The sequence below is a fragment of the Veillonella parvula genome (assembly GCF_040097785.1).
Classification (GTDB): Bacteria; Bacillota; Negativicutes; order Veillonellales; family Veillonellaceae; genus Veillonella; species Veillonella parvula_D.
The window spans coordinates 469,321-483,141 of sequence record NZ_JBBNNS010000001.1 but is presented as its reverse complement, the minus strand read 5'-3'; the positions used below and the strand labels follow the sequence as shown (position 1 = coordinate 483,141).

Annotated in this window: 15 protein-coding genes and 1 tRNA gene; all 16 read left to right on the top strand. The window is 37.2% G+C overall.

The genetic code is table 11. The annotated features are described in order from the left end of the window. Positions 1-3 precede the first annotated feature (3 nt). The 16 genes from AAA071_RS02285 (at position 4) to AAA071_RS02210 (ending at position 13,704) form a co-directional block, all read left to right on the top strand. Entirely contained in the window at positions 4-1,266 is a 1,263-nt protein-coding gene (locus tag AAA071_RS02285) for a glycosyltransferase family 2 protein (protein ID WP_221740955.1), read from the top strand. A 17-nt stretch (positions 1,267-1,283) separates the two neighbouring features. Beyond that, positions 1,284-2,045, top strand: a complete 762-nt coding sequence (gene surE / locus AAA071_RS02280) for a 5'/3'-nucleotidase SurE (protein ID WP_004697320.1) — start codon at positions 1,284-1,286, stop codon at positions 2,043-2,045. A gap of 54 nt (positions 2,046-2,099) precedes the next feature. Then, a tRNA-Leu gene (locus tag AAA071_RS02275) sits at positions 2,100-2,183 on the top strand. A gap of 94 nt (positions 2,184-2,277) precedes the next feature. Next, positions 2,278-3,069: a hypothetical protein gene (locus AAA071_RS02270; protein ID WP_221740956.1), complete on the top strand. Its 792-nt coding sequence runs from the start codon at positions 2,278-2,280 to the stop codon at positions 3,067-3,069. A 68-nt stretch (positions 3,070-3,137) separates the two neighbouring features. Continuing rightward, on the top strand, positions 3,138-3,509 hold the full coding sequence (gene acpS / locus AAA071_RS02265) for a holo-ACP synthase (RefSeq protein WP_302131589.1): 372 nt from the start codon (positions 3,138-3,140) through the stop codon (positions 3,507-3,509). A 1-nt stretch (position 3,510) separates the two neighbouring features. After that, positions 3,511-5,088 (top strand): NAD(P)H-hydrate dehydratase, encoded by a 1,578-nt coding sequence (locus AAA071_RS02260; protein WP_302131590.1) that lies wholly within the window; start codon positions 3,511-3,513, stop codon positions 5,086-5,088. Then, positions 5,085-6,029, top strand: a complete 945-nt coding sequence (locus AAA071_RS02255) for a ComEC/Rec2 family competence protein (protein WP_302131592.1) — start codon at positions 5,085-5,087, stop codon at positions 6,027-6,029. The genes AAA071_RS02260 and AAA071_RS02255 overlap by 4 nt, the downstream gene beginning before the upstream one ends. Positions 6,030-6,273: 244 nt before the next feature. Then, positions 6,274-7,371: an N-acetylmuramoyl-L-alanine amidase family protein gene (locus AAA071_RS02250; protein WP_221740960.1), complete on the top strand. Its 1,098-nt coding sequence runs from the start codon at positions 6,274-6,276 to the stop codon at positions 7,369-7,371. Between the two features lie 3 nt (positions 7,372-7,374). Continuing rightward, positions 7,375-7,935 (top strand): GerMN domain-containing protein, encoded by a 561-nt coding sequence (locus AAA071_RS02245; protein WP_004696063.1) that lies wholly within the window; start codon positions 7,375-7,377, stop codon positions 7,933-7,935. Positions 7,936-8,047: 112 nt separating this feature from the next. After that, positions 8,048-9,028: a thiamine-phosphate kinase gene (gene thiL / locus AAA071_RS02240; RefSeq protein ID WP_221740961.1), complete on the top strand. Its 981-nt coding sequence runs from the start codon at positions 8,048-8,050 to the stop codon at positions 9,026-9,028. Next, complete coding sequence (tsaE, locus tag AAA071_RS02235; protein ID WP_349234014.1) at positions 9,018-9,512, top strand: tRNA (adenosine(37)-N6)-threonylcarbamoyltransferase complex ATPase subunit type 1 TsaE; 495 nt, start codon at positions 9,018-9,020, stop codon at positions 9,510-9,512. Before thiL ends, tsaE begins: the two co-directional genes overlap by 11 nt. Further along, positions 9,496-10,254, top strand: coding sequence for a tRNA (adenosine(37)-N6)-threonylcarbamoyltransferase complex dimerization subunit type 1 TsaB (tsaB, locus tag AAA071_RS02230; RefSeq protein WP_195213184.1), 759 nt, complete (start codon positions 9,496-9,498; stop codon positions 10,252-10,254). Before tsaE ends, tsaB begins: the two co-directional genes overlap by 17 nt. Then, positions 10,254-10,703 carry a ribosomal protein S18-alanine N-acetyltransferase gene (rimI, locus tag AAA071_RS02225; protein ID WP_012864456.1) on the top strand — a complete coding sequence of 150 codons (450 nt, stop codon included), beginning with the start codon at positions 10,254-10,256 and terminating at the stop codon, positions 10,701-10,703. The genes tsaB and rimI overlap by 1 nt, the downstream gene beginning before the upstream one ends. Continuing rightward, entirely contained in the window at positions 10,700-11,731 is a 1,032-nt protein-coding gene (tsaD, locus tag AAA071_RS02220; RefSeq protein WP_195213185.1) for a tRNA (adenosine(37)-N6)-threonylcarbamoyltransferase complex transferase subunit TsaD, read from the top strand. Before rimI ends, tsaD begins: the two co-directional genes overlap by 4 nt. Before the next feature lie 2 nt (positions 11,732-11,733). Beyond that, positions 11,734-13,125: a sensor histidine kinase gene (locus AAA071_RS02215; protein ID WP_195213186.1), complete on the top strand. Its 1,392-nt coding sequence runs from the start codon at positions 11,734-11,736 to the stop codon at positions 13,123-13,125. Further along, on the top strand, positions 13,126-13,704 hold the full coding sequence (locus AAA071_RS02210) for an ANTAR domain-containing response regulator (RefSeq protein ID WP_012864453.1): 579 nt from the start codon (positions 13,126-13,128) through the stop codon (positions 13,702-13,704). The last annotated feature ends 117 nt before the right edge of the window (positions 13,705-13,821 follow it).

Genomic DNA, 13,821 nt, shown 5'->3' with positions numbered 1-13,821 from the left:
AGTATGAATTACCTACTGGATCTATTACTGATTCCTATGCAGGTAATAATCGTAATTTATACGGTTTATTATTTTATACTCGCTGTCGTAGGGATGTGGCGATCGCGAGTACATAAAAATTATACCCCTAAAAATTCCTTTGCCATCGTTGTATGCGCTCATAATGAGGAAGCTGTTGTTGGTGAGTTAGTTAAAAACTTACGTGGCCTAGATTATCCAGATGATCTGTACGATATTTTTGTAGTTGCCGATAACTGTACAGATAAGACTGCGGAAGTAGCAAGTGCTGCTGGTGCTAATGTACATGCACGTGAAAATAAACAAGAAATTGGTAAAGGTTATGCCATGGGGTGGATGTTTGATCGGGTAGAACAAATGGATCGGAAATATGATGCATTCCTGATTTTTGATGCCGATAATTTAGTACATCCTCAATTTATGTTAGAAATGAATGATCATCTTGAAAAAGGTGAGTCTGTAATTCAAGGTTACTTGAACTCTAAAAATCCAACTGACTCTTGGGTAGCCGGTACGTTCTCTATCGCCTTTTGGATGGTTAACCATATGTGGCATTTAGCAAAATATCGTCTTGGATTATCTACGGCTTTAGGTGGTACAGGCATGTGTATTCGTACATCTATTATTCGCGAATACGGTTGGGATTGCAATAGCTTAACCGAAGATATGGAATTTTCCATGAAACTATTGACTCATGGTATCCGTACTTGTTGGGGGCATGATGCTATCGTATACGATGAAAAGGTTACGACTATGATGGCTTCTTGCAGACAACGTTTACGATGGGCTCAGGGGCAATTTGACTGTGCGGGTCGATATATTCCTAAATTATTTGCTATTGGTATCAAAACAGGGAATATTATGATTTTGGATGGTATATTCCAAGTGAGTCAACCTTATTTCTTATTGTTGACAACCGTATACTTGGTGTTATCCTACATCAATGCGTATACTCCAATTTATACAAATATTTTGTATCAAATTATGCCTATGTCTGTATGGACAATTATAGGTGTTGGTCAATATCTATTCCCATTAATTGTATTGTTGAAAATCAAGGTACCACCAAAGATTTGGTTCTACTATTTACTATATCCATTATTTGTTTATTCTTGGATTCCAGTAAATATTTTAGGGTGGTTCCGCCGTCATAATAAGGTATGGTCTCATACAGTCCATACGAGAGCTGTGGGCTTAGATGATGTTAAATTAACACGTATGGGCAATATGAATAAGAATGAAAAATAGAATCTGTAGGAGTGACTATGCATATTTTAATGTGTAATGACGATGGCATTTTAGCAGATGGTTTACGTCATCTTGCATCGTATTTAAGTCAATATTATAGAATTACCGTTGTAGCACCTGCTAATGAGCAAAGTGCTAAATCCCATGCATTGACGACCGAGGTTCCATTGAAATTAGATGCTTGCAATGGCGAGGATGAAAATCCTCGCCTTTATGCTCTAACGGGAACGCCGTCCGATTGCATGAAGTTCGGCCTCAGTTATTTATTGACTGATGATATGCCAGATCTTGTAATTTCTGGAATTAATCATGGATTTAATTTAGGCTCTGATGTATTGTATTCCGGCACTGTTTCGGCAGCTATGGAAAGTGGTTTTTACGGTATTCCCGGTTTAGCATTATCTGTTGAGAGATATTCTGTTGAACGGGGAGACGAGATGCATCCATTTATACATGAATTGATTGAGAAAATTTATGTGGCGGGTCAGTTTAGCGGTTTACTAAATGTGAACTTCCCATTACGTGGCACATGTGATTGGGACCATTTTAAAATGGTGAGCCAAGGCTTACAAACCTACAGTAATATTATCGAAGCTCGCATTAATTCAAGAGGACAGGATTATTATTGGTTAGCTGGCGAGCTAGACTATGGTGCTGAAAGTGTTCCTACAGATGTAGAATTTGCCCGTAAAGGCTATATTACAGGTGTCGCACTTACATGGAAACAACAATGTGATACGGATATGAAAAGGGTTCAAAATATTTTAGATGAAATATAAAAAATATGTTGACATTGCTTAGGGATGTCTGTATAATAACAAATGTTCCGATACGCCGGAGTGGCGGAATGGCAGACGCACTTGACTCAAAATCAAGCGGGTAACACCGTGTGGGTTCAAGTCCCACCTCCGGCACCAACATTAGGCGGTAAGACTTTTGTCTTACCGCCTATTTTTATATTTATGAATTTATATACTATAATATACATTATTAATTTCATGAGGTGACAGTATGGATCAAGGTGTAATTGATTATATTACAAATATCTTCGATATTCCTAAACTTACTCAACAGGTTAGCGCTGTACAGATGCCATTGCCATTATCTCGCTTGGCAGAAATACCATTAGATGGATCTGTAAATCAGTGCCAAGGATTTTGTTATAATTCCAAAAAAGACGTTTTTGCTTTAGCTTGTATTAATTCAGATAATACGAAGCAAATTATTTATGAAATTAATCCAAAAACTTTTACTGTTGTTGCAAAATATGAGTATAGTTATAAAAGTTTATTAGGTCATATGAATACCTTAACTTATAATTCTGTCAATAATCGTTACTATACAACAAATGCTGTTGTAGACGGATATAACCTTACTCCTATTGAAGCGGATAGCATGATTGTTGAAGCACCGATTAAACTAAAAGAGAAAGTTTTTAATTTTGCATATGATAAAGTACGCAATGAATATGTATCAATTGTGCCTTTAACAAACTCTGAACGGACAATTAATTATTACGACTCCAATTTTAATCGTATTCGTTCTTATAAAATTGATGCTAATCATACAAACTTAAATAATAACGGTGCTTACGCAACTAATGGAAATACTTTATTTACAACGTTGACAACCTTTGTATACGTCGATGAAGAGGGGGTTGTTAAAAATATTAGCCCTTATGCTTCTGGAATGGAAGTAGAAGACATGGATTGTAGAAATGGTCAAATGTATATGGCGGTCAATCGCAAAGGTAAAGTTGAAATTTATAGTTTGTCTAGCCTACCATTTTCGGTAAATGTCTAGATATTACCTATGTTTTAATCCCCTTTATGAGTGTATAATAATAGTATTAGGGTATTTTAGGAGCTATTATGAAATTAGGGAATGATATTATAGAGATTGACCGTATACGTCAAGCTATAGAGAAATCAAGTTCATTTAAAGCGCGCGTTTATACGATTCATGAGATTGAATATTGTAAAAGTCGGAATAAAGGATGCTACGAATCCTTTGCAGGTATATATGCTGCAAAAGAGGCTTTTATTAAAGCTTTAGGCACAGGGATGAGGCATGGATCATGGCAAGATATAGAGATTTATCATGATGAATGGGGCGCACCCTTAATTCGTTTACAAGATACTTTCAAAGATATTTACGAAACATTAGGTTATACTGATATTCATGTATCGATTAGTCATTGCAAGGATTATGCAATGAGTACAGTTATACTTGAAGGAGCATAAGATGAATATTTTAACTACAGAAGATGCTCGATTTATAGATCGAGAGGTTCCTAAGCAATTAGGAATCTCTTTAGAAATCCTCATGGAAAATGCTGGACGTGGTATCGTAGATGCCTTATGGGGAGAGTACGATTTATTTTTCCTGAATAATGGCCGTTCCATAAATAGTTTTGTTTTATTCATATGTGGTATGGGTAATAATGGGGCAGATGGCCTTGTAGCGGCTCGCCATTTGATGGAGCAAGGCGTACCAGCACAAATTGTACTAGTAGGAGATATAAAAAAGTGTAGTGATCTTTTTGCACTGCAAATTGAGCGCTGCAAAGCTATGGGCTGTAGCATCGATATGTATGATGAATTCAATGATTGGTCCAACGTAGCCATCGCTGTGGAAGGCATCATGGGAACGGGCTTTACTGGAAGGTTAAGAGAGGTGACTATCGATATATTGAACGATATTGATACTATGCGTAGTCAGTATAATTTTGATTTGTGGGCTATTGATGTACCTGCAGGTTTGGATGCTACTACTGGTCAAGTAGCAGAAGGCACACTGACCTATGATTATACTGTTACTTTTGGGGCAATCAAACAAGGTTTGTTATTATATCCCGGAAAGGCTATAGGAGGAACCTCAGTGGTTGCTCCATTGGGGGCTCCTTGGCAGCATGTACTGGGTGAACATGTTAGAACTTTAACCATTGATTCTGATTTAGCCGAAAAAATTATCAACTATCGTATCCCAATGGCGCATAAAGGCGTCAATGGAAACACTTTAATTATTGGTGGTTCAAATGATATGATAGGAGCCCCTATTTTGGCTGCTGAAGCGGCAGTTCATAGTGGTGCTGGTAAAGTAACATTAGCTGTACCCAAAATAATTAAACAGATTGTACAAAGCCGTGTCATACCTGAGGTGATGGTTAGTTCCACAGAGACTAATAAAGAACTTTTTGATTGTCGCCAAGTTGTTGCTATGGGACCTGGTTTAGGTCGCACCCGTGAAATCTGTGATTTAGTGGATTATATTTTAGATGCTTACGAAGGAGCGTTAGTACTAGATGCTGATGCTTTGTATGCATTGGGACATGTTGGTTGTGTTAATAAAGATGCTTTGCGAGATGGTGATATTGAGTCTGCATATACAGTGGAAAGAGAACTTCCATATTGTGTCATGACACCGCATTTAGGTGAATTTAGTAGACTTATTGATTTACCTATTAAATGGATTGAGCGTCATTATATCACGTTGGCTAGAGAATTTGCTAAGGCTCATCAAGTTATTCTTGTACTAAAAGGAATTCCTTCAATTGTGGCATTACCTGATGGAACAGTGTATGTAAATACTATCGGTAATGCGGGCATGGGTACTGGCGGTATGGGAGATGTGCTGACTGGTGTAATTGCTGGTTTTATAAGTCAGGGTTATTCACTACAAGATAGTGCTGTTCTCGGTGTATATGTACATAGTCGTAGTGCAGATATTCTGAATGAAACAAAGAGTTGGGGTTATACTCCGAGTGATGTCAGTACTTCTTTAGGTTGTGTTATTAGTGAATTGTTGGGAGATTATGAATGACAAATAGAATACAACGATTTATAGCTTTCTTGCTAGTATTATGTATTCCTATCTTCGCCATTGCAGGATGCACAAATAAGGATGTAGCAAATGCAGCAAATCAGGTAACCACTAATGCTAATGGGGCTTACTCTATCGATACTAAGACGACTACTCCTGAAGGCAAGCTAGATGTATATATGCTAGATATTGGTCAGGGGGATGCTATATTGCTTAAGGTAGGCGATGAGTATAGCATGATTGATACTGGTGATATAGAACATCGTGAAAATATTGTGGCCCAACTTAAAGCTATGGGTGTAACGAAGTTAAAAAATATTATTATCACGCATCCTCATGCTGATCATATGGGTGGTTTTTATGCTATTGCAAAGGCTATGCCTATTGAACATGTATATGATGATGGTATTGCCGTTGATAATAATATGTACAAAACCTATGAAAAATGGATTGAGAAAAATAAAATTCAACGAACTACTTTGAGAAGTGGAGATGTAGTTGATTTTGGACATGGTGCTGTCTTTGTAGTATATGCTCCTTGGGTTGAACCTTTGACTGATAAAAAAGGAGAGACAGATCTTAATAATAATTCTATTGTAGGTAAATTAATCTTCGGTAAATTTTCTATGCTCTTTACGGGTGATGCTGAATTACAAGAAGAGAAAAAACTTATAAAAGAGCAGAATTCTAGATTGTTTTCTCGTATTCTTAAGGTAGGTCATCACGGTTCTCGTACAAGTAGCTCTGAAGATTTTTTGAAATCTATTAGGCCTGAAAGTGCATTAATTTCAAATGGCATGTATAATAAGTATGGTCATCCTCACGATGTGACATTACGTCGTTTACAGGAAAATAATATTGCTATTTACCGTACAGATACGATGGGGCGTATTCATATTAGTACGGATGGGAATGAATGGCAAATTACAACTGAACGTTAGTTTTGATTACTTATACAAAAAATAATTTTATGAAACTGTTTTTTGTGTATTCTGTATAAGGTCTTTATATAGTAATATGTGTAATCGGCATACTAATCTTCATGTTTGTATGAAATAATCTATTTATAATCTAACATTAGTTTATGGATAGATTGGAACGATGAGATTTTGATAGATAAAAATATCATCGACTCATCTCTATGGTTTGGACACTATGTATGTCAGTTAGATTGGAGTGAATGTATTGCGTAAACTATTTTTAATGTGCCTTGCAGTCTTGATGGCGATACCTTTATTATTGACGCAAGCAAAGGCAGCTAATTTGGAAGATGCTCGATGGGTGACTAGAACAGATGCACCTGTACCATATGTTCGTATTGTTATGGACTTATCGGCACCTATAAAGGCATCTGCATCAATTAGCAAAGATGGGAAAACTACGACTGTTACTTTAAAGAATACAAAGCTAAAGACGGCTAAAGAGAACATTTCTATGGACTCAGCTATTGCTAGCTCTGCTAAACTTTCACAAGATGGCAGAGACGTTAAAGTAACAATCAAGACACCTTCATCTATTGATACTAGTGATGTAAAGGTTTTTTCCTTGAAAAAAGATACGGTTAATAAGAAACCGTATCGTATCGTTGTTGATGTTCAGAAAAAAGGTGCTGTAGCTAAGCCTGCTTACTATGGTAAAAAGCCATCTCAATCTGCGCATCCAGCAAAAAATGTACCTACAGGATCTGGTAAATACTCTACTAGTGGTGGTTTATCTGGCAAAACAATTACTATTGACCCAGGACATGGTGGTAGTGATTCTGGTGCTATTGGACCTCACGGTGTACAAGAGAAAAACATTACACTACCAATTTCTATGTATTTGAAAAAATCTTTAGAAAATCGTGGTGCTAAAGTACTTTTGACTCGTACTACCGATGTAGATGTATATGGCCCTAATGCAAGCGGTGTTGATGAATTGGGGGCTCGTGTTAACGTGGCTAACCGTAGTAATTCTGATGCTCTTGTAAGCGTTCATATCAACGCATTTAATAATCCTAGCGTTGGTGGTATTGCAACATATTACTATAGCAAAACCGGTAATGATGCTCGATTAGCACAAAAGGTACAATCTCAAATTGCTAACACACCTGGTTTCAATGGTGATCGTGGCATTCAAGAAGGTAACTTATACGTGTTGAGACATTCTAATATGCCTGCAATTCTTGTAGAGCTTGGTTTTATTTCTAACCCTAATGAGGAACGTGTGCTACAATCTCCTCAAACTCAAGAAGACTTTGCTAACCGCATTGCAAATGGTATTGCTAATTACTTTGGAGGTTAATCGATGAAATTACGTAAACAAGTTCTATCGATTCTCTGTGTAGGTATGCTGGCATTTGTAGTGGGTTGTACACATGAACAAGCTCCTACAACAGGTAAAAGTGAACCTACGCAAGAGACGAAAGTCAATAAGGATGCAGAAACAAGTAAAGTATCTCAAGAAAAGGTTAAGATGGCCTTCTTTGTTCCTACAGAGGATGGTTCTGGGGTAAAACAAACTACCGTTGAGATAGAGGCGAATAAAGTTACGCCTAAAGCAGCTCTTTTAGCAATGTTAAATGCTGATAGAGCACAAAAATATCCAGTCTTCTCTAAGGATATTGAAATTACATCTGTTACTGTAAAAGATGGTATTGCTTCTGTTGAAGTAAATGATGCATTCGTAAAGGGTAATGGCGGAGACTTAACTGTTAAGTTACAAATGGCTGCTATTGTAAATACATTGACATCCTTTGATAATATTAATGGTGTTCTATTCGTCAATAATGGTAAAAAGGTGCCAACTGTAGGTTCCTTTGATACTAAAGAACCTGTTAAGAGAATGACGAATCTAATTAAAAAATAATTCTTTTAAGGACATTTATAGCAGATAGTTGATATATCAACTATCTGCTATTTTTGTTGTCTTTTATATATGTTACAATACAATAAGTAATAATCGGAAATTAGGTGATCAGATGCAATTAAAAGATGTAGGGGAATTTAATTTCATTCGTCAAATTCAAGATAACACGATTTATAATCCTAATACCGTAGTGTACGGTATTGGTGATGATTGTGCTATTTATAAAGCAGATCAAAATACAGAGCAATTGATAAGCACTGACACAATGGTGGAAGGTGTTCATTTTAGCTTTCACTATATGATGCCCTATGATGTAGGGTATCGCCTTATGACGGCTAATTTAAGTGATGTTGCGGCTATGGGTGGTATACCTAGACAAATTGTATTATCTGTAGCCGCACCAGACCATGTTGATACAGTCATTCTTGATGAAATTTATAGGGGAATTAAAGATCAATGTATGAGATATCAACTCAATATATTGGGTGGAGATACGGTACGTACGGAAGGCCCCATGGTTTGGACTGTAACAATTATCGGAGAGGTTCCTAAAGGCACTGCGGTTATGCGAAGTGGTGCGAAAGTAGGAGATGTTGTAGGTGTTACAAACTATGTAGGTTATGCAGCTACAGGCTTAGGAGCGTTATCATATAATTTAGTAGGCTATGATATGACCAAAGTGGGGCATCAACGTCCCGAACCACAGATTGAATTGGGGCAAAAATTGCGACGACTTGGTATCCATAGTATGAATGATATTAGCGATGGACTAGGAAGTGAATTGAATGAAATTGCTGTAGCTGGTAATGTATCCATTGTAATCGAAGAACAAGCAATTCCTCTCCATGAGGAGACTTACGCATTAGCTAAGCATTTACAAACTAATCCAGTAGATTATGCTTTGTATGGTGGTGAAGACTTTCAATTAGTCTTTACAGCGCCAAAATCACTACTTTCGGAATTGGAAAAGCTAGCAGGCATTACGTTGATTGGAGAAGTTTTATCTGGCCCTCCTCGGGTTCAAATGGTAACACCTGATAAAACGATTAAGACTGTAGAAGCGAAAGGATATAATCATTTTCATGAAGGGTAAGGTTCAGGTCCAATTAGAGACTCATACAGTAGAAGATACACAACAATTTGGCCAATTATTAGGCGAATGGGTTAAACATAATGGGCATCCTCTTTGTATAGCACTCAGTGGTGACTTGGGGACAGGAAAAACACATTTGTCACAAGGCATTGCAAAGGGCTTTGGGGTTACTGAAGAAATTACAAGTCCTACCTTTGCCATCATGAATACCTATGATGTGAATCGAACTCATTTATATCATTTTGACGTATATCGCTTGGAAGATATTAGTGAACTGGAAAATATTGGCTTTTATGAATATACAGAAGATTGCGTATCCATTGTAGAATGGGCTGATAAATTCCCTCATGAATTGCCTGATGAAACACTATGGATTTATTTAACGCGCATTGATGATACAAACCGATCCATTACATTAGTTAGTGATTACCTTACAGCGGATGATTTAGTAGAAATAGGAGGCCCATATGTGGTTGGGAATTGAGACGAGCTCACTCGTGTCGAGTGTGGCTTTAATGGATGAAAGTTGCCTAATTGGGGAATTGACCATTCAATCTGGATTGACTCATTCTGAGCAGTTGGTACCTCATATTGATATGTTATTACGAGCCTCTCAAGTTAAAAAAAGTGAATTAAAAGGTATTATGGTCAGCATTGGACCTGGTTCTTTTACAGGGTTACGGATTGGTATGGGGACAGCAAAAGCTATGGCTTATGCCTTACAAATTCCTTTATATGGCGTAATGACCATGGATAGTTTAGCTCGTAATGTAGTTTATACAGACCGCACGATTTGTACCGTTATTGATGCTCAGAAGAAACATGTCTATGCAGGTATCTACAAATATGATGGTAATGAACTAGTCTGCAAAGAGGAACCTTTTGTCATTGCTGCTAATGATTTATTAGATCGACTCCGAGCATCTGAAGAGCATGTTGTATTCCTTGGGGATGGCGTTAAGCGAATAGAGAAGCTACTAGATGAAAGTGATACAAATTTAACGATTTTAGATATATCGCAACGTATTCCAAAAGCTAGTTCTCTATTACTGACTGGCCGTAGATTGGTAGTCTCTGAAGAAAGTTCTGACCCTATGGATATGGTTCCTTATTATATTCGACGGTCAGAAGCAGAAGTGTTATGGGAAGAACGCCATAAGGATAATCCTGAAATGTTGAACCAAAATCCTGCAGTTATAGTAACTGAGGCAGGGGGAGTCGAATAATGGAGATTCGTTTGGCTACAATAGATGATGCTCAAGCTATCTATGCTATTGAACAACAGTCTTTTTCTGTTCCTTGGAGTTTAGAATCTGTTCTCGTTGAGTTAGAAGGGGCATCAAATAAATTATATATGGTAATTTGTGAGGAGAACAAAATTGTTGGATATGCAGGTGCTTGGCTTGTATACGATGAAGGTCAAATCACGAATATCGCTATTATTCCTTCCGCACGAGGTAAGGGATATGGATCAAAACTTACCAAGCAATTAATAGATGAATGTCTTATGAGAGGTATGAAAGAAATTTTCTTAGAGGTGCGCATATCTAATTTAGCAGCATTGGCTATGTATAGAAATTTAGGATTTTCTGTAAAAGGAATTCGTAAAGATTATTATTCAGAGCCTACGGAAGATGCTTATATTATGTCTCTTGTTTCAGAGGAAATAGAATGAGTATATACACATTAGCCTTGGAAAGTAGCTGTGATGAAACCGCTGCTTCTGTCCTTAAGGACGGGCGCACCGTTTTGTCTAATGTTATTTCAAGTCAAGTACCAATACATAGAAAATTTGGTGGCGTTGTACCTGAAATTGCATCACGTCATCATATAGAACAAGTTATACCCGTTATAGACCAAGCATTACGTGATGCGAATGTGACTCTACAAGATATCAATCATATTGGTGTTACGTATGGGCCAGGTCTTGTAGGGGCTTTATTAGTTGGTGTTGCTGCAGCAAAGGGACTATCTTTTGCTACAGGGATACCCTTGGTGCCAGTGCACCATATGGAAGGTCATATTTTTGCTAACTTTTTAGCTAATCCAGAACTAGAGCCTCCGTTTTTAAGTCTCGTTGTATCTGGTGGTCATACCATGTTAGTACATGTAAAAGGATATGAAGAATTTGATGTTCTTGGACAGACACGTGACGACGCAGCTGGAGAGGCTTTTGATAAGATTGCACGGGTCATGGGATTCCCTTATCCAGGGGGCCCTCATATCGATGCCCTTGCCGCTGAAGGGAATCCAGAGGCTATTGAATTTCCAAAGGCTTTAAGTGAACCAGGTAATTTTGAATTTAGCTTTAGTGGTTTAAAGTCTGCCGTTTTAAACTATTTAAATAGTAAGCAACAAAAGAATGAACCTATCAATCAATCTGATGTGGCCGCATCATTCCAGAAGGCCATCGTTGATGTATTAGTAGAAAAGACGAAAGATGCCGCACATACTTTAGGTGAAAGTCGTATTACTATTGCTGGTGGTGTATCAGCCAATAAAGGATTACAAAAGGCTTTAGAAGCTATGTGTGTAGAAGAAGGTTTTACTTATTACAAACCACATAAAATTTTGTCTACTGACAATGCGGCCATGATTGGATGTCGAGCTTATTATATGGCGCAGGCCGGTAAATTTGGCGATTTAACATTGAATGCAAAGCCTAGTGTTGAAATTGGATACGTATCTTGGAAAGAGGATTAATCGTGGATATTGGTCAAGATATTTTAAATAGAACACCATTAGGACCATTACAAACCTCATTACTTGAGCATATTAGTAAACTCATATCCTTTGGCGAGTCTTTAACTCGTCAAAGGATACAGATTTTTACACCCCTACTAGAGACAGGACAAGGTGAAAGATCACAACAATGTGTAGATATGCTATGCATAGAACGCAGTGATCAAGGGATTACTACACGTCAATTAAAAGGCAGTCATACGTGGCATACTATGATGAAAGATGGTCAGCCACTTATCGGGTTAGATGATAAGCAGCGTCAACATGTCTTTCCTATCGTAGACAACGGAGGTCGTATTATTGGGGGCATATCTTTTACATTATCACCATCTATTAAGGCAGAACAATATGAGCAAGAATACGTTTTGTCTGATACGATGCAACGTCTTATGCTGACAGCTACTGATGAACAAATATTGTCTTACGAACCCATGTCCTATTTTGATGGTTTAATTATTTTCGACGACACTTATAAAATACTGTATGCTAACGATGCAGCTATGAAGTTAGTAGATGTATTAGGCTTTGACCGTCGCTTGGTTGGTTCATCAATTTTTAGCAGTACCTTAAAGATGTCCGCTATACAGCAGGTATTATCAGATAGAAATATACTTACAAATGAAGAAATCTATCAAGATATGGTAATTCGTCAGCATATGATTCCTATTGCTATGGGGCGCAATGAAACGAGGTGCTTTTTAGTTCTTCATGATTGTACTCGTGAAAGTAAACAGCAACAAGAATTATTAGTTAAAAATTCCATTATCAAAGAGGTTCATCACCGTGTAAAAAATAACTTACAAACAGTAGCAGGTTTATTGCGCATGGAGGCGAGACGCTCTAGCTTGCCAGAGGTAAAACAAGCACTCCAAGAGGGGATTAATCGCATCGAGAGTATGGCTCTAGTTCACGATATAGTCTCCCATTACGATGAGGATTATATTGGTATACGATCGATCTACGATGAATTATGTCGATTGTTGCGTATGAGTATGGTGCGACAAGACCAAGAGGTTACTTTTACTTACAGTGGCGAAGATATGCTAATTTCTTCTCATATGGCAAGTTATGTATCTCTTATTATTAATGAATTGATTACGAATAGCTTAGAACATGGGTTAGACGGTAGAAATGGTCAAATTCATTTGACTGTAACGGATATAAACGGGAGTATCGAACTAATCTTTTGGGATAATGGTAAAGGATTGCCTAGTGATTTTTCTGTTTCGTCTAATAAACGGTTAGGTTTAACAATTATTAATAATTTAGTTACTCATGAGTTGAAAGGTAGTTTATCCATAGAAAATACTGGTACAGGTGTATTGGTGACGATACATATGAAGAAGGAGGCATAAATGCGCGTTTTAATCGTGGATGATGAATCTCTAATACGTATGGACTTACGGGATATTATTGAGTCTTGTGGTCATGAAGTCGTTGCAGAAGGTACAAATGGTGTTGAAGCTTTAGAACTTTGTAAAAAACATAAGCCAGATATTATATTGATGGATGTTAAAATGCCAGAATTAGATGGTATTGAGGCGGCACGTCAAATTGGCTTTCACCATGAAGCACCTGTAGTATTATTAACAAGTTATAGCCAGCAAGATTTAATCGATAAGGCTCGAGATTCTGGTGTATATGGCTATTTAATTAAACCAGTACGGGAGGAGCAGTTAGTTCCTTCCTTAGAGATGGCTTTAGGCCGCTATAAAAGTGATGCTCAGTTGCGCGAAAAGATGGCTGAGCTAGAACAGTCATTAGAAGATCGTAAAATCATTCAAAAGGGAACTGGTATATTAATGGAACTATATTCTATATCTGAAGCGGAAGCGTATAATCGCATTCGCACCTTAAGTATGAATAAACAAATATCTATTATAGAAACATGTAATCTCATTATTAAACAGTCTAATAAGTCAAATAACATCTAAAAAGTCAAAAAATCAAAATTAGTACTTGCAATTATTTTAACTTCGGTTATAATAATACTTGTGATTAGCACTCAATGAGTTAGAGTGCTAATAAATTATGGAGATTAACTATTAAAA

What these genes read in the sequence shown, in the direction of transcription:
- AAA071_RS02245 (WP_004696063.1), top strand. Translation starts at nt 7,375, where the DNA reads ATGAAATTACGTAAACAAGTTCTATCGATTCTCTGTGTAGGTATGCTG.
- acpS (WP_302131589.1), top strand. Translation starts at nt 3,138, where the DNA reads ATGAAATTAGGGAATGATATTATAGAGATTGACCGTATACGTCAAGCT.
- AAA071_RS02210 (WP_012864453.1), top strand. Translation starts at nt 13,126, where the DNA reads ATGCGCGTTTTAATCGTGGATGATGAATCTCTAATACGTATGGACTTA.
- AAA071_RS02285 (WP_221740955.1), top strand. Translation starts at nt 4, where the DNA reads ATGAATTACCTACTGGATCTATTACTGATTCCTATGCAGGTAATAATC.
- tsaE (WP_349234014.1), top strand. Translation starts at nt 9,018, where the DNA reads ATGAAGGGTAAGGTTCAGGTCCAATTAGAGACTCATACAGTAGAAGAT.
- tsaB (WP_195213184.1), top strand. Translation starts at nt 9,496, where the DNA reads ATGTGGTTGGGAATTGAGACGAGCTCACTCGTGTCGAGTGTGGCTTTA.
- AAA071_RS02255 (WP_302131592.1), top strand. Translation starts at nt 5,085, where the DNA reads ATGACAAATAGAATACAACGATTTATAGCTTTCTTGCTAGTATTATGT.
- AAA071_RS02270 (WP_221740956.1), top strand. Translation starts at nt 2,278, where the DNA reads ATGGATCAAGGTGTAATTGATTATATTACAAATATCTTCGATATTCCT.
- rimI (WP_012864456.1), top strand. Translation starts at nt 10,254, where the DNA reads ATGGAGATTCGTTTGGCTACAATAGATGATGCTCAAGCTATCTATGCT.
- tsaD (WP_195213185.1), top strand. Translation starts at nt 10,700, where the DNA reads ATGAGTATATACACATTAGCCTTGGAAAGTAGCTGTGATGAAACCGCT.
- AAA071_RS02260 (WP_302131590.1), top strand. Translation starts at nt 3,511, where the DNA reads ATGAATATTTTAACTACAGAAGATGCTCGATTTATAGATCGAGAGGTT.
- thiL (WP_221740961.1), top strand. Translation starts at nt 8,048, where the DNA reads ATGCAATTAAAAGATGTAGGGGAATTTAATTTCATTCGTCAAATTCAA.
- surE (WP_004697320.1), top strand. Translation starts at nt 1,284, where the DNA reads ATGCATATTTTAATGTGTAATGACGATGGCATTTTAGCAGATGGTTTA.